We start from the raw sequence: 24,114 nt of genomic DNA, 5'->3' as shown, positions 1-24,114 counted from the left end.
ATATGACGATGTCGACATACAGTTTCAGTTTACTCACCGGGGAGACAGGTCCACTTGTCAAAGGTTCAAGCCCGGACCGATTGAGCATTCCAGCCCAGGCCCACACCCCCATTCTCGCTGAGGGTGATCAGGTCCTGTCGGGAACAAAAATAGCCAAAGCACGACTTTCCGGATTGGGAGATCTGCATGCACCTCTTGCTGGAACAATCCGGGAAATTACCCCTGAAGCAATTGTTATGGATGTCGGCAGAGCTGGGCACGCCCCCGAAAGCCCCGCTCCTGAGGAGGGGGGAGAGGAACTGAAAGAATGGTTGAGAAGCCAGGGAGTCAGTGTCCGACACCTGGAGAAGGTGACGACTCTCGTTGTCAATGCTGTCCCACCTGAACCTGGTATTTCCACGTATGATCCGCTCCTCAAGGATTATCGTAAAACTGTCGAGCTTGGCTTGGAAACAATTCAGCGAATAGCCGAACCATCCAAGGTATTCCTCGTCGCGGCAAAGGGAAATAAAGCCAACGCCTTTCCAAACTGCACAGTCCTTCACGTCTCACCGGTATATCCAAATGGCCTTGATCAGTTGGTTCTCAAAACTGTCACAGGCGAAGAAACCCTTATCGGCAAGAAGCCGAACGACGCTGCCATCTTTTCCGTCAGTGATCTCTATTTTATCGGCAGAGTCATGGAAACAAGCCGCCCTCTTACCGAAACAGTGATGACTCTTGGGGGCCAAAACCACTTGATCAAAATTGGAACCCCAATAGGACATTTGGTCAAGGAAGCCGGAGCTACAGTCATGCCTGGAGACAGGGTCGTTCTTGGGGGACTCATGAGAGGCATGACAGCCCTCAACCTCCAGCAGGGAGTAGATAAATCCACAACGGGGCTCACCATTCTTCGCAGCAAAGAAGGACTTATTCCCACAGATAATTTCTGCCTGGGGTGTGGAGAATGTGAGCGACATTGTCCAGCCCGCATTCTGCCTGGAATGATCAGTCGATGTTCCGAATTCAAACAATTTGAAAGGGCTGAAGATTTCCATATCCACTCTTGTATCGAGTGTGGACTTTGCAGTTATTGGTGCAAAGCGCAGCGTCCTCTACTTCAATATATTCGACTCGCCAAATACGAAATAGCATTACTGAGAACCTCATCAGATGCCCGCGAAGAGGAATTCACCAGCAAAAGCGACCAACAGGACGAGGTCAAAGCATGATAACCAAACCAATCCAGCCCATACTCACAGTCATAGTCCCTCCCCACGCCCATTGTGGGAGAACAATTAAAGGCTCCATGACTGAAACTCTTATCGCATTATTGCCAGCAGTTATCATGGCTATTGTGGCATTCGGCATTGGAGCCATGCGTGTCATGGCACTTTCATGCCTGGTTGCTATCCTCAGCGAAGCGTTTTGCAACAAACTGACAAAACGAGAACAATCTCTCGATGATCTCAGCGCTCTTCATACAGGGCTTTTATTCTCTTTCTTGCTTCCGGCCTCCGCTCCCTGGTGGCTTGTGACAGTTGGTGCAGCCACAAGCATTATCCTTGGAAAAATGATTTTCGGCGGTCTCGGAGGAAATCCACTCTGTACACCTCTAGTCGGCTGGGCAGCGTGCCGCATATCATGGGGGGTATACATGGACACCAACTCAACCATGCTCACGTCCAATCTCCCCGCTCCATTGCAACAACTTAAATTTTTCGGACTTGATGCCATTCAATCTCTGGATACGAATTCTTTGTTTCTTGGCAACCAACTCGGAGGCCTGGGAGAAATTCAAATAGCAGCCTTATTGGCCGGTGGCGCTTTTCTTCTTATCCGCCGCCACATCAGTTGGGAGATCCCGGTTGCATTCATTGTCGGGATTGCGGGCACGGCATGGTGCTACCAAATAATGGATCAAACATCCTATGCCTCTCCTCTTTTCCATCTACTTTCCGGAGGAGCCATATTTGGAGCTTTTTTCCTGGCCCCTGACCCCGCCACATCTCCCATGGGACGTATCCCATCACTTCTTTATGGATTCATGGCAGGTGCTATGGTCATTATCATAAGAGTCTATGGAATTTACCCTGATGGTGTTCCGTTTGCCATTCTTTTATCCAACCTCTTTACCCCTCTGCTCGACCGAATCCGCCCCAAACCGTTCGGCGGCGCTTACCGTATACCTCAAGACCTGGAGGAGCCGACGCAATGCGCGAAATGCTCAAAATGATATTTGTCCTGTCGCTGATCTGTGGTCTGTCCGGGTTGACTCTGGCCACAGTGAGAGATGCGACCAGTGCCAAAATTGAAGAACAGGTATTGACCTATGTCCAAGGTCCGGCTTTGAAGCAAGTCTTCACCGACTTTGACAACAATCCGGTTAAAGACCGCAAGACATTTGAATTGGCAAATGAGTCGGTAACGGTCTTTCCCGCCATGAAGGAAGGGAAACTCACAGGTGTGGCATTCGAAAGATATGGGACAGGATACGGAGGCCCGGTCGGTGTCATGGTAGGTATCAACACCACAGGTACGCAGATAGCCGGGATAGGGATAACAACATCGAAAGAAACGCCAGGGCTGGGAGCCAGAGCTTCTGAACCCGAATACCGGGAACAATTCAGGAATCAACCCAGTGATGGTATAGACCTGACCAAGAACGGTGGACCGATTCAGGCCATCGCTGGTGCGACAACAACATCGACTGCAACGGTCAATGCCGTGAATGATGCAGTCAAGATTTTCATGCAAATCAAGGACAAGTTCCCCGAAAGCTGGGGCTCTTGAGGTGATAGACTATGAGTAGATTATGGACAGAGTTTTCTAAGGGGCTTTGGAAAGACCTTCCACCTTTCAAGGTGGTCCTGGGCTTATGCCCAACATTGGCGGTGACCAAAACAGCATATAATGGATTCGGCATGGGGCTTGCCGTTATTTTCGTACTCGCCCTCTCGAACATGCTGGTTTCCATTTTACGCAATGTCATCCCGGCAAAGGTTCGTATTGCCTGTTATATTGTCGTCGCCGCCTCTCTGGTCGTCTGTGTTGAACTTCTCATGCAAGCCTATACGTATCCACTGTATTTGCAGTTGGGAATTTTCGTTCCTCTCATTGTTGTCAACTGCATTATCCTTGGCCGAGCTGAAGCGTTTGCATCCAAGAATCCGGTCTTTCTCTCCATTGCCGACGGTCTTGGCATGGGAGTCGGATTCACCTTTTCACTCACCCTGCTTGGGTCCATTCGCGAACTCTTCGGCTATGGAAGCTGGTTCGGCATGAATGTTGTTGGCAGTTGGTACAAACCATTCAGTTTCATGGTTGAAGCTCCGGGAGCATTTGTCTGCCTCGGGCTGCTTTTGGCAGGTATGAATGCCTTCACGAACTGGCAACGCAAGACACGAGGACTGGAAGCCATAGAAGGCCCGGTCCACGACTGCCAGACATGTGGCCTCTGCGCCAAAAAGCCTACGATCTAAGGAGAGGACATGGATTATTTCGTACTCATCATAGCAGCTATATTTGTCAATAATATAGTTCTGGCTCAGTATCTCGGCAATTGTCCTTTCATTGGAACTTCCAAGGAATCCGGAGTCGCTTTGGGGATGGGGTTGGCCGTCATCTTCGTAGCCACCCTGGCTGCCGCCATAACATGGTGTGTCCAGAAATACCTCCTTGGCCCCTACGACCTCGGCTATCTCCAGACAATAACGTTCATCCTGGTTATCGCCGCACTCGTCCAATTTGTTGAGATGTTTTTGAAGAAAGTCATCCCTCCATTGTACAAATCTCTTGGGATCTTTCTTCCGCTCATCACAACGAACTGCGCAGTTCTCGGTATTTCAATCATCTGCCAACGAGAAGGATTTACATTAATTGAAACAATCCTCTTCTCCATAGCTTCCGGTATCGGTTTTCTGCTTGCTCTTGTAGTCCTCGCCGGAATCCGAGAACGACTCGACCTGGCGCGAGTTCCGGTGAGCTTGAAAGGAACCCCGTTAGCCCTGATCATGGCTGGCCTCATGTCTCTCACTTTCTTCGCCTTCAAGGGTATGGCATCCTAGGAGTGTATAAATGATTACATCTTCTGTCCTCGTCCTTCTCGGCATTGGTTTTACGTCAGCGGTCATCCTCGCTGTCGCATCGAAAGTACTCTATGTCTATGAAGATCCACGCATTTCACAAGTTGAAGGAGTTCTGGCAGGTGCCAACTGCGGAGGATGCGGATTCCCCGGATGCGCTGCTGCGGCCCAAGGTGTGATCGACGGTAAAGCCGGAGCCACAGTCTGTGTTATCGGCGGAGATGAAATCGCCAAGAATGTGGCCGCAATCATGGGGCTTGAATTTGCAACCATGGAAAAACAAATTGCCTTTGTCGATTGCACCGGCGGTATCCGTGCCGAAGACAATTACGACTACAAGGGAGTTCTCGATTGTCGAGCTCAGAATTTGCTCTACGGTGGGAGCAAGATGTGTCCGGAAGGCTGCCTTGGTTATGGGACCTGCGTTGATGCCTGCCAATTCGGAGCTATTGAGATGGGGCCCAATGGATACCCTGTCGTCGATCCAGAACTCTGCACAGCATGCAATGCATGCGCAATAGTCTGCCCCAGAGGGGTCATAACTATTTGGGGGCTTTCCGCGCGATTGACACATCTCAACCTGGAGACTGACTGCCTTGCTCCATGCCGTCAGGAATGCCCTGGGCAAATCAATATTCAACGATATATAGAGCAGGCATCGCGCGGAGATTATGCCGGAGCTCTCAAAACGATACGGGAACGCATTCCCATGCCACTTTCCATTGGGAGAGTATGCCCCCACCCCTGCGAAGATGCGTGTCGCCGAGGACAAGTTGATGTCCCTATCGGGATCAACATGATCAAACGTTTTGTGGCAGACTGGGAAATGAATTCAGGACAGCGACTCCCGATTGAATGCGCACCGGTCACAGGGCGCAAAGTTGCTGTAATCGGCGGAGGACCAGCCGGAATCGCCTGTGCCTTTTTTCTGCGCAGACTGGGACATAGTCCCACCATATTTGAATCTATGCCCCAACTTGGTGGACAGCTCCGCTATGGTATCCCAAAATACAGGTTGCCCAAAGAAATACTTGATTGGGAGCTGGAAGGGATACTTGAACTTGGTATAGAAGCAAAAACAGAACAGAAATTCGGGACTGATGTCACGCTAAAAACTCTTAAAGAACAAGGGTTCGAAGCCGTTTTCCTTGGCATTGGAGCATGGATGAATCTAAACCTGCGCATCGACGGCGAAGATGCGGAAGGAGTCGAGACCGGGACGGAATTCCTCACCAAGGTTGGTTTGGGAATAGAAACCGGGATAGGCAAGAAGGTCGTGGTTGTCGGTGGAGGCAATACAGCCATTGACGCAGCACGTTCCAGCGTCAGGCTCGGTGCCCATGTCACCCTCATGTATCGTCGTACTCGCGATGAAATGCCCGCTAATGCGGAAGAAATCATTGGAGCGGAAGAAGAAACGGTCAACTACCTTCTTCTTGCTTCTCCCAATAAAATAATCAAAGACGAAAATGGCCGTGTGACCCACCTTGAATACATCAAGATGGAACTTGGTGAACCAGACGCTTCAGGAAGACGGAGTCCCATCCCAATCGACGGGTCGGAAACACTCCTCGAATGCGACACTATCTACACGGCAATAGGACAAAAACCAGAACTGTCATGCCTCTACGATGAGTCTGGAGTCTGCGAACTGGAAGAAACCCGATGGCGTACCATTGGCGCTGACCCAGATACCATGCAAACGGCCCTCCCTCATGTCTTCGCTGGTGGCGATATGCGAATCGGCCCATCCCTCGTCATCACAGCCATGGGAGAAGGCAGAAAAGCAGCACGGTCCATTCACCAATACTTGACTGAAGGAACACCACATTACTCAAGTAGACTACAACGCGATCTTATCCCGTACACCATGTTTACCCATGTCCCGGATGTAAGCACACGCAAACGCCCGGATATGCCCCACCTCCTTGAATGCGACGAACGGACCTGTACCTTCAAGGAAATCGAAGGCACCTTGACTGAAGCGGAAACCAAACATGAAACGTGTCGTTGCCTCCGATGCGGACTGACATGCTACAATCGTGACCGAGATGAAGGTCAAGAGTGCGAATTGCATGAATGCGTCGAAGTGCCCTAAAAAAAGCTTGCAAAGTAAAAATCTTGCAGATATATGAATCCTCCCTTCAGACAAATGTCTCAAGAAGGAAACGGGCGATTAACTCAGCTGGTCAGAGTGCCACCTTCACACGGTGGAAGTCACAGGTTCAAATCCCGTATCGCCCACCACTGAAATTCCAAAGAATGCCAGGCATCCCAGAACTTTATAGGGCCTGGCATTCTTCTTTTGTGCTCTTCCGCGAAAAAGCTGTATTCACCTATTTTATGCCCTTTTTCACCCTGTTTTAATAAATTTGGCACACAAATTGACACATGCCATCCGTAGTCAAAAAATAAAAAAAGAGTCATAGCGATCTAGCTATAACTTTTAAAATTTATGGTGCCGAGGGGGGTGGCTCGGTTTTTTACTCGAAAGAGAATTGCGCTAACTAATTAAATTTTAATAATAACTCGACGCTGTCTCAAAATATGAATTTCGAGTTTGACCCAGTTGAATGACTCCCCAGCCCTACGCAACTTCAAGGTCTACTTCAACGCATCAATTTATTGAGAGCCGCCAGCGGCTCTCTCTTTTTACATAGCCCGGATTATCAAGCCTTCGTTTCCACCAGCCTCCCCTTCAATTTCGTCCTCCAGTTCATCCCCCTCTTCCCCGTCTTGCTCGACGGTACGGGGTTTGTAGCCCTCTTCCGTGGCAAAGACGCCAGTTAAGTCAGGATGCCAACAGCCACGCCGCCGATGAAGGTCCAGAAATCGCGCAGAATCATCTCCATGGTTTAGGTTTCGAATTTTGCACTGCAACGATTGTAGCGCCATTCACTGATGATATTTCGATCAATGTGATCACCGACCTAACCACCCACTGCGGAACCAACAAAGAAGCCTGCGATGGCACCAGCCAGCACTCCGGCAACCGCGCCAGTGGATGCGCCGAAGTATCCGGCAACCCCACCGGTTAAGCCGCCAACAGCGGTTCCGACTTTTTGGGTAGTATTGACTAAAACGATAAAAGAAGTGGGTCTAAGAAACTGGACCACAGCTTAAGGTGGACATATAGAAGCCAAAGGAGGCTTTTCGAAGTCCAAAAAGAGAAGAAGATTTACTGCTGAATTCAAAGCCCGAGTTGCCCTGGATGCATTGTCCGAAGAACATACTCTTTCCGAACTGACCAGCAAGTATGGTGTCCACACCAATCAGATCTCCCAGTGGGAGAAGCAAGCCAAAGAACAAATCGTTGCCGGATTTTCCGGCAAGGCCCAAAAGAGCCAGCAAAGGATGAAGCGCACATCAAGGAGCTTCACGCCAAGATCGGGCAGCTCACTATCGAAAAGGATTTTTTGCAACAAGCCTTCGCCAAAATCTGAGCTGTGAGCGAAGGCGTGAAGTCGTGGACAAAGAGCATCCAATGCTCAGCGTCCGACGGCAATGCAGAATTCTTAGGCTGCAACGCTCAACGTATTACTATCAGCCGATCGGCGAATCTCCGTACAACTTGGAGTTGATGAAACGCATCGACGAGTTGTTCATGGAGTTGCCGTTCTTCGGCTCCCGGCAGATGCGCAACATCCTGCGAGATGAAGGGCATCAGGTTGGTCGTGGTCGAGTGCGTCGGTTGATGCGCAAGATGGGATTGATGGCGATTTATCAGAAGCCGAAGACGAGCTATCCCCATCCACAGCATAAGACGTACCCGTACTTGCTGCGTCATCGGGCGATTACGAAGCCTAATCAGGTTTGGTGCGCCGACATCACGTACATCCCGATGAAACGCGGATTCTTGTACCTCGTGGCGATCCTGGATTGGCATAGCCGTGCTATTTTGTCTTGGCGCTTATCGAACACGATGGAAGCCGACTTTTGTGTCTCGGCTCTGGAGAACGCAATTATGCGTTACGGCGTGCCTGAGATATTCAACACGGATCAGGGTAGCCAGTTTACCAGCTATGAGTTCATAAAGACTTTGCGTGATGCTGGAATTCGGATCTCAATGGATGGACAACGTTATGATTGAACGACTCTGGAAGTCGCTGAAATATGAATGCGTTTATCTGCGGGAGTTGGAGACTGGCTCTGACTTGCGGAGTGCTTTGGCCTGGTGGTTTGAATTTTACAACAACCGCCGTCCTCACAAGACCTTTGACGGCAGGAAGCCGATGGAGAAATATCAAGCGAGACCCACCCCAGAGGGGGTCCCCCCCCCTCTGGGGTGGCCCCGCCAGGCGGCGTGACCAGTAAAACTGTCCACCTTAAAAATGCCGCTCAGCGGTCCACCAAAGTGGACCCACTTCTGGTCACAGGTTGGATTCCCTGTCGGGCTAATGGTTGGAAGCGGACGGTCAAATCCGCCCAGCGGATGAGGATCCGGGTCGAGAGGGTCACCTCTATAGTGTCGCGGAAGTTGCCGTCTGCCTCACCCATAAACAATTTGCGGACCTCGTTGGCGTATTCCACCATCTTGGTCCGCACGTCCTTGGGCAGCCCAGGGACCTTGCGATGCAGCAGCTCCCGCTCTACCTTGGGACTTGGGTAGCCGATTTCACAAAGCCAGAAACGATCCATAAACGCCAGATTTTACCGCTGTGCCCCCTGGTAAAGGTCGGTCTCATCAGCCCCGCCGTTGGTGTTGGCCGTGGCCACGAACCGAAACAACGGATGCGGCTTGATGACCTCGCCGCCGTTCTCCAGGATGCACAGCGGATCACCGTCCAGGATACCGTTCAGCCCGGCAGCAGTCGCCGGCTTGAGAAGGTCGATTTCATTTAGGAGAAAAAGACCGCCGAACTTCATGGCCAGCGCAAGCGGTCCGTACTGAAAAGACATGTTGGAATCTTCCAAGGTCAGATGGTCGACCATATCAGGAAACTCCAATCGCCCATGGCCGGTGATGTCGAACACCGGGTAATTCAGCTTAGCCGCGAGTTGCTTGATGAGACTAGTTTTGCCCGAACCGGCAGGCCCGAATACGTACAGTGGATCAGACGAATCCATGAACCAGACCACGGCGTCGCGGCTGGAGTCATGGAACAAATATTCAGGGTTGAGGTCCGGAGTGAATGAACACGGAATCGCAAATCCGCGAACCGTGCGGTTAGAGTTCTTGCCGTTAAATATCTCACCGGCATCGTGCTCGGTTGGTTGGAGAGTTTGCAGTTCGTTTCGACTATCATTCATCGAATTTCCTCCTTTGGAATAAGCCCCCCCCCACTCCGTAGCGGAAGTGGGGGTAAGGATGTATTGAACGCAAAAACGCCGAATGTTCAGGTAAATAATATAGCTGTAATTAATTGAACAGCACCGTCATCATAAGGATGTTGATTTATTCATCGCCTCTCTGTCTGTTACAGGTGGTGATGGTTAGGCTATGTCAAAGGACAAGAGAAAGACCCGGCGTGAACCGGGCCTCTTTTCCACTATTTGTGGAATTTAATTAGTAAGGTATCCCCGAAAATCCCCTGATTCTAATTTTGCTTAGTCTACCTTGAAATACCGTATCTTTCCCATTCGTTCGACGGCTTCGGTCATGGTTTCCGCGTTCATGGGCCATTTGTCGGTCTTCATGTATTCCTGTTTTGAGCGCCAAGCCATGTAGACTTTGGCGAAGGATTGATCGACCTGACTCATGAAAAGAAAACCGCTCTCCGTGTTGTAGCCATTGACAACAAGCGGGTCCACGAGGTCTTTGCACATATAGGTCATGATGATCATGCCATTCTCTGCGTTGACGATCTTGGACTTCGTCTGCACTTTGCAGCCAAGGGCAAGGGCATTCAATGACTCGTTGATGAATCGCTTCATGTCGTATTCCGGTAGGTAGAAACCATAAACACCGTAGAGGTTCGTCCAGCTATCAAATTCCTGGTCTTTGGGGATTTGTTCAAGGGTAAACAGATTGCGTTGCTGGTCCCGGAAGAATTTTGAGTTGCCAAGGTCTTTGACTTCATTCACCCACATGGGCGGTGGAAAAGTAAGGACGCCTTGGTAGAGTTTGATAGTCTGAGTAATGGTTTTCACCTGTGAGAGGTCCGTACTTCCTACCGCAGATGCATTTGCAGATAAAACAAGCAAAGCGAGCATAAAAATTAAGTATTTACGACTCATTGCCATTCCCCTTTTTCATTTTCTGTCTTTCAATCTCAAGCTCATAAGCTGTAGGCTTTGTATCCAAGACTGCAGGGCGAAACTTTTCAACATCCGCAGGAATGGCGAAATTCATTCCTTGTTTTTCAAGAAAGTCGATGCAACGCCAAAACCACATGTTGTGGATTGAATCTTCTTGGTTCAGGATATCATGGAGAAGGCTTGACCATATGGCTGACATTGGGCCTGAGATGTCATTCCCTTTTGCAAATTCTTTGGCCCAGTCATATGGCGCACCGGCCATATAGTCTGCTCCATGCTTAAGCAGAAAATAACATAATTCAAAATTTTCAATAGTTACTGAACGCATCAACGGTGTTTGAGAATAATGCCCATTGTAGTTCAGATTGGCGCCCGATGAATATAGTACAGCAAAAGCAGTTAGATACTTTCTTTCTATAGTAATCAAAATGGGCCATTCATAATAATTGTTCACCATCAAATTGGGATTTCCTCCTGCATCCAATGCCAGTTGGAGGTAATCAGTACCAATTTTTGGCGATAATTCTGTTGCCAGATGAATGAATGCCCACTCCCATCCTCGCTGCGTGTCCCATTTATCCCAAATGGCATTAGGGTCTGCGCCATGCTCAAAGAGACACTTGAGTCCAGCTTTATTAGGACGGTAGAGTAGCCATCCGATAACAGTGATTCCGTTTTCCCCAACTGCATTGGGGTTCGCCCCATTTGCGATGAGTTCATCCACTCTTTCCAGATCGCCTTCGGAAGCGGCAGTAGCCAACTTCTGGGCCATGCGGTCCTCAGGGAATACGTCGGATACTCGAATTTCTCTTTTGGGAAGTTGTTGTAACGCGACCTTTGTAACAGCAAACATGCCCTCACATGCATTGAGTAGGCAGAGGCACACCAATAACATTGTAACTTTAATGATTACGTTCATAATATTCGGTTTACGGTTGGGTTGGTGTTTCAAAGGCCGACAACATGGCTTCAATGCCATGAGCTCCACCACCTTCAATGACATATCTTTCGCCTACCGCAGTGGGGAGCATGAAATTCAACATGTCTTGAAAATTCGTCAAGAGATCGCCCCTACTCGAATATGATTTGACCTTATTTTGTACTATGTTCACATCCCCTCCGATGGCGGTGTATGTGTCTTTATGGACTCCAGCCGGATTAAAAACTACTGCACTTGAAACATATTTTGTGGAAGCTGCAGCAACTGCCATGCCACCACCAAGGGAGTGTCCAGTAGCAGTTATTGTTTTTGCGTGGAGAGTGTCCGCTAATGCTTTAATTGCATTGAGTTGCTCATTTAGCTTGGTATACTGCCCAAGATCAGTGCCGAAAGCCTGAGGGAGGTTTGTGGATGTAAAGTCCTTCATCTCATCTGAGCCTCGATAAACTGCCACCAACTCTTTCGTTTCCTCGTTGAAAAAAACTTGGGTGGTCATTCCTATATCGCTGTCACTCAAAAGAGCAGGCAATTCTGGGACCTTTTGAACAATTTCAGCGTCTGTCAATCGCTTGAAGCCATCTGACCCTGAACAAGCGTCATCATATGAACAACTTGAAAGCCTTGCCTTTGGGCCATCTTCCTTTATCTGCTTTTCACTCAACTCCGGTGCCTTTATCTGCTCCGCAAGTTCGCTGACAATGGCGCTCAAGGCACCCTGTACCGGGTCTCCTCCTGCTACGGCAGCGCCTGCCGCTCCGGTTGCGCCCGTGAGGATGAGGTTGACCGTGTCGTTCAATTCCTCGGAGGTTATTTCACCTTTTGCATAGCTTGCAAAGGTGGAACCGAGGGCCGTGCGGAAAGATTCCTCAAGTCCTTCGCCCTCAACGATTGTACTGGTGAGGGTTTTTACCGTGGTTTTTGCCATAACCTCACCAGCAGAGCCCATCTTGGCAAAATCGCTGGCATATGTGCTGAGCGTTCCGGCCATGATCATTGATGCGGCAAGCGAGCGCAAGCCGTCGATAGAGGCAATGCCAGAGAGATTGCTACCGAGATCACCGCCAGCAGCAGCGTCAGCAACGCTTGTAATAACCTGTGACCCTATGGACACAATGCCTGCGGTAAGGGCGGTGTACATTGCCATTTGCATACTACTGGCTACAGTCAGCGTCTCCGCACCTGAAACGACCAAAGTTGAGACACCATTGACCATTGCGAATTCAAGCCCAGTTGCGGCCAACGCCAAGCTTGACGCTGCTCCCGCTGTCACAGCCGAAGCCACAAGAGCTATGATCAACATCCCGCCAGCGCCGAGGCCGCCGTCGGATTTCGACCACTGGTCATGGATTTCCTGGACTGCCTGCCAGTCAACGTCGTCACGCTCCAGAAGGTCGCCCATCCATTCGAGGCCCTCCACGTTGGAGAGCAGAGCAGCGTCCTTGCGAACGTCGCCCGTGGACTCCTTGAACTCCACCACCACGCCTTGGGGGGTGGTAATGGTCAGCGCGCCGCCGGACTCGATAAGCGTGTGGATAACGGTTTCGTCTATCGTCCCCTTGTCGCTGGACGACCACGTGAGAAAGCCCATGTCCGTCTTGAGCTTGCGCTCATATTTCCTGTCCTTGCTGACCAGCATGGAGACCTGGCCTTCCTCGGACTCGATGGTCATGGTGTCGCCGGACTCGATGCGCGCGGATTGGATGATCACGTTATCCTTGGACGTTATCGCCACTTTTTGCCCGGCCTTGATCTTCGCCCGGTCATTCGTGGTGGTGTCCAGTTCGCTCAGGTCCATGGACTTGGCACCCATGAATCCGGACTTCTCTTCCTGGAATTTCGAGTAGTTCTGAACCTGATTGGGCGTGACCTGAATCTCCCCCTCGGCCTTGAGGGTGACGTCCTGCGCGGCCTGGATGCGGCTACCCTGATGGATCAGATCGCCTTGCCCCGAGGTTCCGGCCTCGACATCCACCGAGCCGCCGGACTCGATGACCGAAGCGATGGTAGTCTGTTGCTTCATCTCCCTGGTGGTGGATTTCTTGCCGCCGAAGAAACCGCCTCCACCGCCCTCGTTGTGGGCATAGAAATCGGTCGTGTCAGTGGCGGCAGTCACGGAGACGTTGCCGCCCGCCTTGATGGATGCGTCACCGCCGGATTCGATCTCACTGCCGTGGATGGCCACGTCCTGGCCGGCCTCGACGGTCAATGCGCCGTCGGTCTTGATGGTGCTCTTGCGGTTGAAGGTCGAATCGGTATGGGTATTGAAATCCGAACCGGAAGCACGATGCTTGAAGGTTGTTTCCATCGTGGACACGGCCACGTTGCCGCCAGCTTTGAGGGTGGCATCGCCACCAACTTCCACATCGGAACCGAGGATACCGATGTCGCGGCCCGCCTCGATGGACAGGCTGTTTTCGGCCCTGACCTTGCCCGCCTTTGCTCTCTGCGTGTAGGTCGTGTCCGCGTTGGATTGTTGGATGGTGTCGGCGGCGATGACCACGTCATTCCCCGCCTTGAGGGCGACGTTCTCGCCCTCGATGGTCCCACCAGTATTGCGGACGGAATCCGTTGCGGTCACGGCTACGTTCCGGCCGGAGACGGTTCCCTTGTTGTTGAAGAAATTGTCGGCAGTGATGGTCACCTGGCTGTCGGCCTTGATCAATCCCGCGTTGGCCATGTCGCCGGTGGTATTGATCGCCACCTCCTTGCCCACGATGACCGAGCCGCCCTGGGCGATCTTTTCCAGACTGGCGGAGGCGAGGTAAACCACAGGCACTAACACCTGCTCGCCGTTCACCTCCCGGCTCTCGAACCAGACGATGTCGCTGGTCAGGGCTGCGACCTGATCGGCAGTCAGGGATATTCCCACGGAAAGGCTGAGATCGGTATGAGCCTGAACAGCGTTATCCATAAGCGCCTTGAACTGTTCCGCGTCGGTGGTGGTGCCAGACTCAAGGAAACGCCGCCCGGAAAGCTCAAACATCTGTTCGCGCACAAGGCGAGTTTCACAATAATCGTCACAGAGCCGCTTATTGGCCTCGGCATTGGGATCGAACCCCATGCGCGAGAGGGCGTAGTCCGAACCGTAGAACGTGTCGAGGTTGGTCAGGGCCGGGTTGGTTTCGATTTGATAATTTTGCGCCGGGTTCGTGTTGGCCTTGAACAGGCCGTTGGATGGCAGACCGTCGGTCAGGGTGGTGACGTCCGCCACCTTCTGCTGCTGCGTGGCCGGGGCCGGCGGATTGATGATGCCGCCCCGCTCGGTAACGCCGTTTGCCACGGCCCCGGAGGAGATAATCACACGGTTGCCTGCGTCGAGGGTGCCGTAAGCGTAGCTGGTTGCCTTCAGGGCGACTTCCGTGCCGCCTCCCAGGGGAATGACAGAGGGGGAATTGTGATTCTGGAAAATTCCGCTTCCCCATTTGTAGGTGGTGCGCTCGTATATGCCCATGCCCACGTTTTCGAACGTGTTCGCGTTGATCGTGATGTCGCCGGTGGCTGTGGTGATCTTGCTGACGGTATTCTTTGCATCGCCTGCTTCGATGAGGATATTGCCCTGAGCCGCGATACTGGAACCGAGATTCTGCCCGGTTGCGGTGTCCTGCGTGGTGGTAGCCGAATAGACCACACCGCTGCCCATTCCGGTGATGATGTATGCCCTGCCGCTGGCGGCCACGGAACGCGCTCGAGCGAGGTCTGTCTTTTGGGTGGAGGTCAGGTAATTCGCATCGGCGGCGAGCTTCTGATCGGTTTCCGCAATGGCGGCCAGCAATTCATCGCGCGTCACCACATGCCGTGAAGCATCAATTCCGGCAGCGGAAAATTGCGCAGGCGTCAATTGGTGGGCGACATTACTCACGCCGAAGCGCGGGGAGCCTATGTAACGGGTAAACAGGCTGTAGCACTCGTCACCCTCATCGCCGTAATACCAGTAACCGCCCTCGGAATACGCCAGTTCCGAAGAGCCTTGCGTCAGGACAAACCGCGAGTTGTTGTTATTGAATGTGGTCGCACGAAAAGTCAGGCTTCCGTCCAGGGATTCTATTTGGCCGGAATCGTTTTGGAGCGTTCCCATCTTCTGCCCGGCGGCCGATCCCTCCAGGACCATGTCGCCCTTGGACAGAAGAATGCCACGGTTGTTGTGCAGTGTGCCTCCGACCCGGTAAAGCGCTGTTCCGGCGGAGTAGATGGTACCGGTGTTGTTGACGTCGGTCGCGGTGACGGTGGTTTTGCTGTCGCCTGCGATCAGATGGTCATTGTTCAGGGTACCCGCGTTGACCACGGCCTTGTCCGCACTGACGATGGCCGTATCCGCAGAATCAAGTTTGGCTACGGTCACAGTTTGGCCAGTCAGGGTGGCGGTATCAGCGGCCCTGACGGACCCGGAGACCGCCACTTCGCCATTGGCGGACGTGATCGTCAGATTCTGGGCGGACGAGATCTTGCCCTTGATCTGAATCCTGCCGTCGGCGGTCATCTCCAGATTCTCGGTGGCCTGCACTATGCCCGTAGTGTTGACGCCCACACCGGCTTCGGTCCCAACGAGCTTGATGCGGCCGGCGTACATGCCGCCCAGCGCGGCGGAGTCGATGGATACGGCAGGGGCGGCGGAACCGTCGGGCGCAAGGGCGGTGGTTGTTCCGGCGACCGGATTATGCCGGTTCTGGCCGGTGATGATGTTCAACTGCTTGGCATAGATATCCGCATTGATTTGCGCCGCGCGAGTGACGATCTCGAAGGCGTCGATGTTGTTGGCGTTGATCCCAGCACCCTCGACGAGGATGTCGCCGCCGCGCACGTCCAGCCCCTGGAACGCACCGCCGCTGAACTGCGGAGTGCCGGTCGTCATCGTGGCCTTGGGCGTGTTGACGAACCCGCCGCCGTTGATTGATATGCCGTTGGGGTTGGCCAGAATATAGTTGGCGGACTGGCCGAAAATCTCCGTGTATCCTTGGATGGATGACCTGCCGTTACCGGTAACCTCGTTGAGGATGGTCGAGGCCGCCGTGCCACCGAGATTGGCGTTGGGAGCCAGTGCGCCGCCGAGTTGAGAGACGCCCGGAGCGACCGCGTTGTTGAGGATCACACCCTGTGCACCGACGTTGAAGTCGGTGAACATATTGTGTGACATGCCGTTTTGCGGGGCCGCGATGTTGACCAGCGGCACGCCGTTTGGGGCCGCATCGACGGTCGCCTGGTTGGCTGCCGGGGCCGCCGCGTCTGGCGTGATCCCTGCCGCGTGCACCATGTGGGGTGGACAGAGGATGAGGCCGATGAGGAACGCGATGAGGAGATGTTTCACGAATTCGAGCATGGAAGACTCCGGCAGCTAGAATGAATATTTGATGGAGAAATAGGTTTCTATTTCATTTTTTTTCAGAAAGGACGGGGCGTCCAGCGGATGGCAGGCGGCGAGGTCAGCGACAAGGCGGCCGCCCGACGTTCGTAGACCGACCACAGCGCCCTGGAGCGAGCCTTGCTCTTCGGCTTCCTTGGAATCGCGTCGGATGTAGCCTGCGTCGTATGCCGCATACAACTGCGTGGTACCGAGCCAGTCGTCCAGAGTCGGGGATGTCTGGGGATCTCCCGGAAGGCTCACACCCAGTTCGTTGCGCACATACGTGCCGATGTCCCCGGACAAGCTGTCGTCGTGAAAGCCGCGAACCGTGTAGCGGCTGCCGATGCTGATGCGCTCGGCGCTGTAGAGGGTGTTTTCCGACCACTGCCCCGAAAACGACGTATTCCAGTAGAAGCTGGTTTTTTCGACCTGAAATGGACGGTAGTAGCTGCCCGAATAGGTGATTTTGGTAAACTCGCTGCGAGGGTCGTCGTGGTTCAGATTCCTGTCGCGCTTGGCACCGAGAACCGGCACGCCGCGACTCATGGCGATCTGTCCCGATGCGACTCCGCCGAAAATACGGCGGCTGTGATTGAGCGACGCGCCCACAACCGAAAGGACCTGGCTGGTGGATGCGAGCTTCGCGCCGTTGAAGTAGTTCTGGGTATCACGAAGGGTGAAGGAGATCCCTGCGGAGGTCTTGCCGTCCTGGTCGCGCTGGAGCATGCGATCGACCGACAGGGACGTGGTCGTGGTGTCGCCGTAGGAGCTGTAGCCCGCACCGCCACTGTAGAGAGCGGTTCGATAATCGTAGTAGCTAAACGAACCGGAGAAGGTCCAATAGCCAAACGGAACCGTGTAGAAGGCGTTGTAGGTCGCGCTTTTCTGGTGCTCGTCGTTGAGCCACGCTTCGGCGTCCGCGTTCACGGTGACGGAGAGCAGGTCGTTGACACCGAGCAGGTTGTCCTTGCCCAGGGACAGGACGTACTGGTTGCGTCCGGTGGAGTCCTGTCCGGAGTTGTCGAGACCGGCGGAGGCACGCCATGTCCTTTTGCGCTCGTTCGAGACGACGACCTTGCTGCTTCCGGGCTCATTGCCGGGCACCAACTCCATCTTTGCGTTGTTGGATGGGAGCCGGTTCATCTGGTCCAGCCCTTGCTCGATGTCCCGTAGGTTGAGAAATTCACCGTCGATGCCCGGAAAGGCCGACGAGAGCTCCCGCGTCAGCTCCTGGCCGTCCTTGAATTCTATACCCTCGACCTTGCCCTCAACCACCAGGATCACAAGCCTGCCGCTCGAAAAATCCTGCTCCGGGATGGCGGCGCGAGTGGTGACGTATCCCTTGTCGATATAGGCGTTGGTGATGTCGCGGACGAGGTTGTTCGCATCGGCCAAGGTCAGGCACCGTCCGACGTAGGGGGCGACGATCGCATCAATTTCGCGTCGGCTCAGTAGAGTGACACCGGTCAGTTCAACGCTCTTCGCCTCGAAACACGGTGCGTCCGGCGCAGCTTTCGGCCCCTCGGGAATACGGAACTCCTCGCCAGACGGTGGCTTGTCGAGCAACTCCCGATGTTCACGCTCCAGCTCTTGGCGGCGCTGTTCTTCTTGCTGTTGGATTTGCTACTGCTGCCGAATTGCGTCGTCAACCGGTGCGGCATGGGCCTCAACACCGCCCACAAACACAAGATACAGTAAGGCGAGAAGAACATAAAAGTTTTTTCTGCTCAGAACTCAACTTTCGACTCGGCCATAAGGCCGCTTGCCCAGACATGTAACCTCACGGATGCCCCCTCGTAACGCGCAAGCAAAGGCCCGCGCATAAAATGCGACATATTCCAAGCAAGCCAATGCAATAGAGAGGAAGCGGGAGTTTTGACGATGCTCCGTTCGGCAACCCGGCCATCTCGCAAGCGAGCCCCGTAGGCTTTCCGTCTTCACCTTACGATGGATTTTGCTTTATACTATGTATCATTCGGTTGAAGCCCCCCCCTGGATGCTTATCCAAATGAAGTACGATTAAATATTATGCATCAATCGATATGTCAATGTTGTAATTGACAAATGATACGCGCCCCCCCACGCGGAGGTGAGCTCACAATGTTTGAACGCTTTTCTCAAACTGCATTGCTCAAACCCGTCCTGATCGGGTTCACATACAGCCGCTCGAACGGCCTTCCATACTTCTCGCAAGCCTCAATCGCCTCCCGAGCCGAGATTTCGTCATCGAGGATTGCCATGAACTTCTCTGCCAGGAGTTGGCGGTCAACTACTCCACATCAATTTTGACTATCCACTAGAAAGCAAAAATATCGAAATGCAACATGCTAACTAATATGTAAAAGTTAACGAGCTTTACAATTTGTCTTTTCCTGTAATTTAAGATAGTTAAAAAAATCAACCGACCCCATTTAAAAACGCCTTTGATACTCGTTAACTTTTAATTATTTTTAATATAAGTTAACTAAACATTCGAGGCAATCATTATGCAGAAAGGAATAAACTAAAATCACCCAAAACCGGGCTCTCGAATTACTGTCGATCCTGTTCGTAAGCTGCGAGACGTAAAAGCCACCAAAGCCATCCTCGCGAGCAAGCCTCGCGACTTGGCTCTATTCACACTGGGAATCAATACGAATCTTCGTGCTTCGGATCTTTTACGGATCACAATCTGCAGGATTAGGGATCTAGAAGCTGGCGATGAGCTCGTTCTAAATGAGAAGAAGACGGGTAAAGAGCGACGGATAACACTCAACAAAACAGTGATAACCGCCCTGTGTAGATATTTGGGTGAAGTAGACTTAGGTGACACCACCCCACTCTTCCAAAGCCAGCGAGGTAACGGCCAAGCATTGACCGTCCCGTCCGTAAACCGGCTTGTGAAGCAGTGATGCAGGTCAATCAACCTGAAAGGGAATTATGGCAGCCACAGTCTTAGGTTGTATCGACATTCACTGAATCCACATTGTGATGGCAGCCAAGGCGATCAAGCTACTGTAGTTTGAAGATTTTCTTTTATAACGCCTTGCAATTCTTATAAATTATTTAAAGAAGCCAAATGTGCGTTCAATGGTATTACGTAACTTATATCGTTTACGATCATATGGCCTTTGATACTTTCTGTGCTTCCGGGGAGGAATTACCGCCTCACCACCTGTCTTTTTTACGGCATCCAAGACTTGTTGGGAATCGTAGCCTTTGTCGGCGAGCATGTATTGGCATTCGAGACCACGAAGGAGTTTTGGGCCTTGAGTGCAATCATTACGTTGTCCTTGCGTGAGATGGAAACGAATCGGCTTTCCTTCCCCATCGGTACACAGATGAATTTTGGTTGTCAGCCCACCTCTGGATCGCCCCACAGTCGCACACGAGTCCCCTCTTTCCCGGTAATGGTCTATTGATGAGCGCGGACGAAACTCTGTGGAGAGAACAAAGCACCCCGACCCTCACGGCCTTGGAGTGGGCCAACGCTCATCTCGACTTTGCCAGACAACGCTTTGTTCCCAAAGTCTATGAAGCTAAACAACTTGCATTCATGCGGCTGCTGGAAGTCTTTCCGGGAGACCGTCAAGTCAATGAACTGAGAATGCCTCAGGCTATGGCTATCATGCAATCCGTGGCAACTCAAAGGGGAAACGGTCCCGCCAATACCGCTCGAAAACATCTGTCATCCGCATGGGCGTGGGGAACTAAATACCTTACCTGCTCATGCCCCGAGACAATCCGTTTTCGATGGTGGACCGCCTTCCCGCCGACCAACACCCCAGGCGCATGCCTACCGAAGAAGAGTTCTGGCAAGTATTCCATACCGCCCAAGGACAGGACAAAATCCTTCTGAAAACGGCACTCCATACGGCGGCACGGAAGAATGAACTCTACAGCCTGCACTGGTCGGACATAGACTTCGCGGGACAAAAGATTCGTCTGGGAACTAGAAAGCGCTCAGGCGGTGGCATGGAGTATGACTGGATTCCCATGACTCAAGAAATCTACCAAGACCTTCTCATGCACCATCAAACCCTGGAAGGAATGAGAAGCGACATAGTCTTCAGCAACCAGGAAGGGGGCTAGTACAGAAACCGGTTTAACTTCATGCCCACCCTGTGCCAGCGTGCTGGAGTGGAACCGTTCGGGATGCATGCAATCAAACACCTGTCGGCATCGATACTGGCCAAGGCAGGCGTTCCCCTGCCAACCATCCAGTTGATACTGAGGCACAGACGGGTAACGACTACGGCGATATATATTCCAAGCCTTGGCGTGAGCAACATTAACCTTGATGGCATATTCAACAATCCACAGGGGACAATTCCAGTCAATTCATAAACAATACGCCCGTCCTTCGGGGCGGGCGTATGTGCCAAATCTGGTACGCATTTGGCACACAACTCGACTGACAAAGGTAACGAAAGTCAATAAATACGGCACTTGAAGACACACCAAGGAATCTTCACACGGTAGAAGTCGGCAGTTCAAATCTGCCATCGCCCACCATTTATTTCGAGTATTGCAAGGCGATAGCTGAGGTTTTCCTCGTGAAAAGACTTCAATTTCAAGCCTCCGGTTATACTACTGGAGGCTTTTTTCCTTTGTCCCCCATTAATCCAAGGATGCCAAAATGAGAGAGACTTAGGTACTCCTTGAGAGCCATGTCTGTAAAACATATCGCTTTATTTGGACAACCAAGCTTTCTCTTTGAGTGCATAATTTCGATTCAGTTACTTCTCCTCAATGAAAAAGATAAGAACCTTCACATCTTTTCCTCGCGCTTCTTTTACTCAATAAACTCGACTTGAATTTCGACATCACTCGTATTCCGAAAGCACAACTCCGAATCCCAATTCATTACATACGCTGAATTCTTCTCAAGAAAAGCTGTAAGGTCATGCGTTTTGATTCGTATCCCCTGTTCAAGAAGATCAGTTCCAGTCTCCACGGCAAGCGTACTGAAAACTTTAACAAGGACAGTAATCTCTTCGCTTCTTGCACCTTCAAGCCTCATGGACTCAGCCGCAATTCCACTTCTGAATTCCTTATAAGGGTTGTCCCGCCCCATACAAATCCCCACCAGACCAGGCATTGCACTGCCTAATGCAACACAGTCTCCAGCTCGAAGAACCGCGCCATCTATATCATCAACAGGACGACTGTTGAGAAAAACGGTTCTGACAGCATTGTCCACAAATGAGTTCTCGAACTTCATGGTTTCCACCATGAATTGACGAACTGTCATTCCTGAAAATGTTGATAGATAGAATCCTTTTTGCAAAATGAAATTCCATAAAAATCGTCCTTCAGCTTTCATTCGAATTTTCATGCATGTTATGGCAGTCACACTGACTCTCCTTTTCCGTTTATGAAACTTCAATCTCTAAGCATTATGTCGAACTAGGCATAATACATTGTTTTTCTTTGACTTTTTTTTATTACATTGTGTATAAAAGTCAAACTTCACACAAGGGAAAGCTAAGGTTTCGCGAATTTCATTGAAGAAACAATAACCAGGTGAGGATCAACATGCCGCAAATTCTAAGAATTAACACAAGAACCCAAGAGTACTCCTTTGAGGAAGTCGGAACCTATGCCAACCTCGGTGGACGGGCATTGACATCAAGGATTATCAATCAGGAAGTTCCTGCTGACTGTCATCCGCTGTCCAGTGAGAACAAACTCGTGATTGCAACGGGCCTGCTTGGCGGTTCTACCGCAGCAAACTCAGGACGAGTCTCTGTTGGAACAAAGTCACCTCTGACTGGCGGCATAAAAGAATCCAACTCTGGCGGCCTCTTTGCTCATAAAATGCCAAAGATGAACCTCTTGGCGATCATCCTTGAAGACAAACCAACAGACGAAACCCCTTTTTCAACAATTTTCATTTCTGATGGGAAAGTCGAATTCCGTGATGCCTCGAAGATAGTTGGTATGGACAACTATCCTGCACACGATATTTTACTGGAGGAATACGGCAACAAACTCTGCGCAGCCATGATCGGACCGGCTGGCGAAACTGTTCGAAAGACTGCAACAATCCAGTTCACTGACCCCTACAAACGTCCGGCCCGCTCTGCTGGACGTGGCGGAACAGGCGCAGTGATGGGGTCAAAAAAGATCAAAGCTCTTGTTCTCGACCCTGAATTCAACAACAAAGTTACTGCTGCGGATCCAGAGACTTTCAAAACAGCCCGAAAGACCTGGGTCAAGATGCTTCAGGATCACCCGGTCACAGGCCAAGGATTGCCAGGATTCGGAACTTCAGTGCTGGTCAATGTTGTCAACGAAGCAGGGGCGTTGCCGGGCAAGAACTTCCGCTATGGACAGGTCGAGCATGCTGCAGATATTTCCGGTGAAAAGATTGCCGAAAACATTGAGGCTCGTGGCGGGAAAACAACTGAAGGCTGCCATGCTGGGTGTGTCATTCAATGCTCACAGCAATACAATAATGACAAGGGTGAATATATCACCTCTGGCTTTGAATACGAAACAGTCTGGGCATTTGGCGGCAATGCCCTGATCAAAGATATTGATCAAATTGCTATTATGGATCGAATCTGTGACGAGAAGGGAATGGATACCATTGAAATGGGTAACACTATTGCCGTTGCCATGGATGGTGGCATCATTCCATGGGGAGATGGCGAAGCAGCCATTGACCTTCTGAACAAGGTCGGTACTAACGACCCCATGGGAATGATCATCGGCAATGGAGTTGACTTTGCAGGCGGAGCGTTCGGTGTCGAACGCCTGCCAACGGTCAAAGGACAATCCATGCCCGCTTATGACCCGCGTGCAGTCAAAGGCGTTGGTGTTACATATGCCACGTCTGCCATGGGTGCCGACCACACCGCCGGATACGGAGTTGCTCAAAACCTCCTCAAGGTTGGTGGAGATATTGATGGACTCAAAAAAGAAGGAAACGTCGAGCTTTCCAAAAATTTGCAAATAGCCACTGCGGCGATTGATTCCATGGGATTCTGTCTCTTTGTCGCTTTTGCTGTCCTGGATGCATCTGATGGAGTACAAGCCATGGCCGATCTGGTTCAAGCTTACACCGGCAACACTTTCACGACTGACGACCTGGTCAATCTCGGCATACACTGCATGCAGGATGAACAAGAATTCAATAAGCGTGCAGGGTTCACAAAAATGGATGACAAGTTGCCACGTTTTTTTGAAACAGATCCCCTGCCTCCTCATGGAGTTATCTGGGATCTTGATGAGGATGAACTTCAGGGAGCAAAAGTTTAGCTTCAAAGATAAATAGTCACTTAAAGAGACCGGGAAATTCCCGGTCTCTTTTTGAATCTGTATTGACCTTACGTTTTCAAATGTCTAGGCTGACGATATGGGTATAGAACTAAAATGCTTTGCGACATTGGCTCAATTTCTGCCTGAAAATCATGAAGATTTTTCTATAGATCCAGGCGAAACCATACTCTCACTCATGACCAAACTCGGTATTCCGGCAACCGAAGTTTCACTCATGTTCATCAACTCTGCCCGCGCTTATCCTGAAAGTGAAATCAGAAATGGTGACCGGGTCGGACTTTTCCCACCTGTAGGCGGCGGATAAG

The 24,114-nt window shown here is 51.5% G+C and carries 20 protein-coding genes, 1 tRNA gene, 3 pseudogenes and 1 riboswitch; of the genes and pseudogenes, 13 read left to right on the top strand and 11 right to left on the bottom strand.

Annotation, left to right across the window (positions count from 1 at the left end):
* Positions 1-2 precede the first annotated feature (2 nt).
* The 7 genes from BN4_RS00830 to BN4_RS00800 all read left to right on the top strand — a co-directional run bounded on the left by BN4_RS00830 (position 3) and on the right by BN4_RS00800 (position 6,314).
* A complete protein-coding gene (locus tag BN4_RS00830) occupies positions 3-1,214 on the top strand; it encodes a 4Fe-4S dicluster domain-containing protein (RefSeq protein ID WP_157871230.1) in 1,212 nt (403 codons plus the stop codon).
* Positions 1,211-2,218, top strand: a complete 1,008-nt coding sequence (locus BN4_RS00825) for an RnfABCDGE type electron transport complex subunit D (protein WP_015413450.1) — start codon at positions 1,211-1,213, stop codon at positions 2,216-2,218. The genes BN4_RS00830 and BN4_RS00825 overlap by 4 nt, the downstream gene beginning before the upstream one ends.
* Positions 2,197-2,775 (top strand): RnfABCDGE type electron transport complex subunit G, encoded by a 579-nt coding sequence (gene rnfG / locus BN4_RS00820; protein WP_015413449.1) that lies wholly within the window; start codon positions 2,197-2,199, stop codon positions 2,773-2,775. The genes BN4_RS00825 and rnfG overlap by 22 nt, the downstream gene beginning before the upstream one ends.
* 11 nt (positions 2,776-2,786) lie before the next feature.
* Positions 2,787-3,464 carry an electron transport complex subunit RsxE gene (gene rsxE / locus BN4_RS00815; RefSeq protein WP_015413448.1) on the top strand — a complete coding sequence of 226 codons (678 nt, stop codon included), beginning with the start codon at positions 2,787-2,789 and terminating at the stop codon, positions 3,462-3,464.
* Positions 3,465-3,473: 9 nt separating this feature from the next.
* Positions 3,474-4,049, top strand: a complete 576-nt coding sequence (locus BN4_RS00810) for an electron transport complex protein RnfA (protein WP_015413447.1) — start codon at positions 3,474-3,476, stop codon at positions 4,047-4,049.
* A gap of 10 nt (positions 4,050-4,059) precedes the next feature.
* The gene (locus BN4_RS00805) at positions 4,060-6,165 is read left to right on the top strand and encodes an FAD-dependent oxidoreductase (RefSeq protein ID WP_015413446.1); all 2,106 of its coding nucleotides are present in this window, start codon (positions 4,060-4,062) and stop codon (positions 6,163-6,165) included.
* A 72-nt stretch (positions 6,166-6,237) separates the two neighbouring features.
* Positions 6,238-6,314: transfer RNA gene (locus BN4_RS00800), tRNA-Val, on the top strand.
* A gap of 405 nt (positions 6,315-6,719) precedes the next feature.
* Here the strand turns inward: BN4_RS00800 and BN4_RS17865 are convergent.
* A complete protein-coding gene (locus tag BN4_RS17865) occupies positions 6,720-6,962 on the bottom strand; it encodes a hypothetical protein (RefSeq protein WP_015413445.1) in 243 nt (80 codons plus the stop codon).
* A gap of 35 nt (positions 6,963-6,997) precedes the next feature.
* A complete protein-coding gene (locus tag BN4_RS17415) occupies positions 6,998-7,183 on the bottom strand; it encodes an Outer membrane lipoprotein (fragment) (RefSeq protein WP_015413444.1) in 186 nt (61 codons plus the stop codon).
* 16 nt (positions 7,184-7,199) lie between these two features.
* Here BN4_RS17415 and BN4_RS00785 point away from each other — a divergent pair.
* Positions 7,200-8,374: pseudogene (locus BN4_RS00785) on the top strand (IS3 family transposase).
* 31 nt (positions 8,375-8,405) lie between these two features.
* On the opposite strand, the gene BN4_RS18010 reads toward BN4_RS00785, so the two are convergent.
* The 7 genes and pseudogenes from BN4_RS18010 to BN4_RS00760 form a co-directional block, all read right to left on the bottom strand.
* Positions 8,406-8,705, bottom strand: coding sequence for a CbbQ/NirQ/NorQ domain-containing protein (locus BN4_RS18010; protein ID WP_015413440.1), 300 nt, complete (start codon positions 8,703-8,705; stop codon positions 8,406-8,408).
* A 12-nt stretch (positions 8,706-8,717) separates the two neighbouring features.
* The gene (locus tag BN4_RS00780; protein ID WP_015413439.1) at positions 8,718-9,317 is read right to left on the bottom strand and encodes an AAA family ATPase; all 600 of its coding nucleotides are present in this window, start codon (positions 9,315-9,317) and stop codon (positions 8,718-8,720) included.
* Positions 9,318-9,614: 297 nt separating this feature from the next.
* Positions 9,615-10,244, bottom strand: coding sequence for a hypothetical protein (locus tag BN4_RS00775; RefSeq protein ID WP_015413438.1), 630 nt, complete (start codon positions 10,242-10,244; stop codon positions 9,615-9,617).
* Complete coding sequence (locus BN4_RS00770) at positions 10,234-11,118, bottom strand: ankyrin repeat domain-containing protein (RefSeq protein WP_157871228.1); 885 nt, start codon at positions 11,116-11,118, stop codon at positions 10,234-10,236. Before BN4_RS00770 ends, BN4_RS00775 begins: the two co-directional genes overlap by 11 nt.
* Positions 11,119-11,194: 76 nt before the next feature.
* Positions 11,195-15,280, bottom strand: a complete 4,086-nt coding sequence (locus BN4_RS00765; protein WP_231856626.1) for a hemagglutinin repeat-containing protein — start codon at positions 15,278-15,280, stop codon at positions 11,195-11,197.
* Positions 15,281-15,715: 435 nt separating this feature from the next.
* Positions 15,716-16,453 (bottom strand): annotated as a pseudogene (locus BN4_RS18265) (filamentous hemagglutinin N-terminal domain-containing protein); the annotation flags it as partial.
* A gap of 81 nt (positions 16,454-16,534) precedes the next feature.
* On the bottom strand, positions 16,535-18,109 hold the full coding sequence (locus BN4_RS00760) for a ShlB/FhaC/HecB family hemolysin secretion/activation protein (protein WP_015413435.1): 1,575 nt from the start codon (positions 18,107-18,109) through the stop codon (positions 16,535-16,537).
* Between the two features lie 323 nt (positions 18,110-18,432).
* Positions 18,433-18,511, bottom strand: a riboswitch (cyclic di-GMP riboswitch).
* A 563-nt stretch (positions 18,512-19,074) separates the two neighbouring features.
* Between BN4_RS00760 and BN4_RS18285 the strand changes: the two genes are divergently transcribed.
* A complete protein-coding gene (locus BN4_RS18285; RefSeq protein WP_083863059.1) occupies positions 19,075-19,434 on the top strand; it encodes a tyrosine-type recombinase/integrase in 360 nt (119 codons plus the stop codon).
* A gap of 150 nt (positions 19,435-19,584) precedes the next feature.
* Here BN4_RS18285 and BN4_RS18280 read toward each other — a convergent pair whose 3' ends face one another.
* A complete protein-coding gene (locus BN4_RS18280; RefSeq protein ID WP_051053197.1) occupies positions 19,585-19,902 on the bottom strand; it encodes an IS5/IS1182 family transposase in 318 nt (105 codons plus the stop codon).
* Between the two features lie 41 nt (positions 19,903-19,943).
* Here BN4_RS18280 and BN4_RS17600 point away from each other — a divergent pair, with 41 nt between their 5' ends.
* Both BN4_RS17600 and BN4_RS17995 read left to right on the top strand, forming a co-directional pair.
* Positions 19,944-20,381, top strand: a complete 438-nt coding sequence (locus tag BN4_RS17600) for a hypothetical protein (protein WP_157871226.1) — start codon at positions 19,944-19,946, stop codon at positions 20,379-20,381.
* Positions 20,276-20,869: pseudogene (locus BN4_RS17995) on the top strand (tyrosine-type recombinase/integrase). The gene BN4_RS17600 and the pseudogene BN4_RS17995 overlap by 106 nt, the downstream one beginning before the upstream one ends.
* A 448-nt stretch (positions 20,870-21,317) precedes the next feature.
* On the opposite strand, the gene BN4_RS00740 reads toward BN4_RS17995, so the two are convergent.
* The gene (locus BN4_RS00740) at positions 21,318-21,878 is read right to left on the bottom strand and encodes a hypothetical protein (RefSeq protein ID WP_015413432.1); all 561 of its coding nucleotides are present in this window, start codon (positions 21,876-21,878) and stop codon (positions 21,318-21,320) included.
* A gap of 182 nt (positions 21,879-22,060) precedes the next feature.
* Here BN4_RS00740 and BN4_RS00735 point away from each other — a divergent pair, with 182 nt between their 5' ends.
* Positions 22,061-23,788, top strand: a complete 1,728-nt coding sequence (locus tag BN4_RS00735) for an aldehyde ferredoxin oxidoreductase family protein (RefSeq protein WP_015413431.1) — start codon at positions 22,061-22,063, stop codon at positions 23,786-23,788.
* A 97-nt stretch (positions 23,789-23,885) separates the two neighbouring features.
* A complete protein-coding gene (locus tag BN4_RS00730; RefSeq protein WP_015413430.1) occupies positions 23,886-24,113 on the top strand; it encodes a MoaD/ThiS family protein in 228 nt (75 codons plus the stop codon).
* The last annotated feature ends 1 nt before the right edge of the window (position 24,114 follow it).

The sequence above is a fragment of the Pseudodesulfovibrio piezophilus C1TLV30 genome (assembly GCF_000341895.1).
Classification (GTDB): Bacteria; Desulfobacterota; Desulfovibrionia; order Desulfovibrionales; family Desulfovibrionaceae; genus Pseudodesulfovibrio; species Pseudodesulfovibrio piezophilus.
The sequence above is the reverse complement of the archived record's forward strand: the minus strand, read 5'-3'. Positions and strand labels throughout refer to the sequence as shown.

Excerpts from the sequence above, each read along its gene's own strand:
- BN4_RS00780 (WP_015413439.1), bottom strand. The coding sequence starts at position 9,317 with ATGAATGATAGTCGAAACGAACTGCAAACTCTCCAACCAACCGAGCAC.
- BN4_RS18010 (WP_015413440.1), bottom strand. The coding sequence starts at position 8,705 with ATGGATCGTTTCTGGCTTTGTGAAATCGGCTACCCAAGTCCCAAGGTA.
- BN4_RS00830 (WP_157871230.1), top strand. The coding sequence starts at position 3 with ATGACGATGTCGACATACAGTTTCAGTTTACTCACCGGGGAGACAGGT.
- BN4_RS17600 (WP_157871226.1), top strand. The coding sequence starts at position 19,944 with ATGAGCGCGGACGAAACTCTGTGGAGAGAACAAAGCACCCCGACCCTC.
- BN4_RS00825 (WP_015413450.1), top strand. The coding sequence starts at position 1,211 with ATGATAACCAAACCAATCCAGCCCATACTCACAGTCATAGTCCCTCCC.
- BN4_RS00765 (WP_231856626.1), bottom strand. The coding sequence starts at position 15,280 with ATGGGAACGCTCCAAAACGATTCCGGCCAAATAGAATCCCTGGACGGA.
- BN4_RS00770 (WP_157871228.1), bottom strand. The coding sequence starts at position 11,118 with ATGTTTGCTGTTACAAAGGTCGCGTTACAACAACTTCCCAAAAGAGAA.
- BN4_RS00810 (WP_015413447.1), top strand. The coding sequence starts at position 3,474 with ATGGATTATTTCGTACTCATCATAGCAGCTATATTTGTCAATAATATA.
- BN4_RS00735 (WP_015413431.1), top strand. The coding sequence starts at position 22,061 with ATGCCGCAAATTCTAAGAATTAACACAAGAACCCAAGAGTACTCCTTT.
- BN4_RS17865 (WP_015413445.1), bottom strand. The coding sequence starts at position 6,962 with ATGGCGCTACAATCGTTGCAGTGCAAAATTCGAAACCTAAACCATGGA.
- BN4_RS00775 (WP_015413438.1), bottom strand. The coding sequence starts at position 10,244 with ATGAGTCGTAAATACTTAATTTTTATGCTCGCTTTGCTTGTTTTATCT.
- BN4_RS00805 (WP_015413446.1), top strand. The coding sequence starts at position 4,060 with ATGATTACATCTTCTGTCCTCGTCCTTCTCGGCATTGGTTTTACGTCA.
- BN4_RS00730 (WP_015413430.1), top strand. The coding sequence starts at position 23,886 with ATGGGTATAGAACTAAAATGCTTTGCGACATTGGCTCAATTTCTGCCT.
- rsxE (WP_015413448.1), top strand. The coding sequence starts at position 2,787 with ATGAGTAGATTATGGACAGAGTTTTCTAAGGGGCTTTGGAAAGACCTT.
- rnfG (WP_015413449.1), top strand. The coding sequence starts at position 2,197 with ATGCGCGAAATGCTCAAAATGATATTTGTCCTGTCGCTGATCTGTGGT.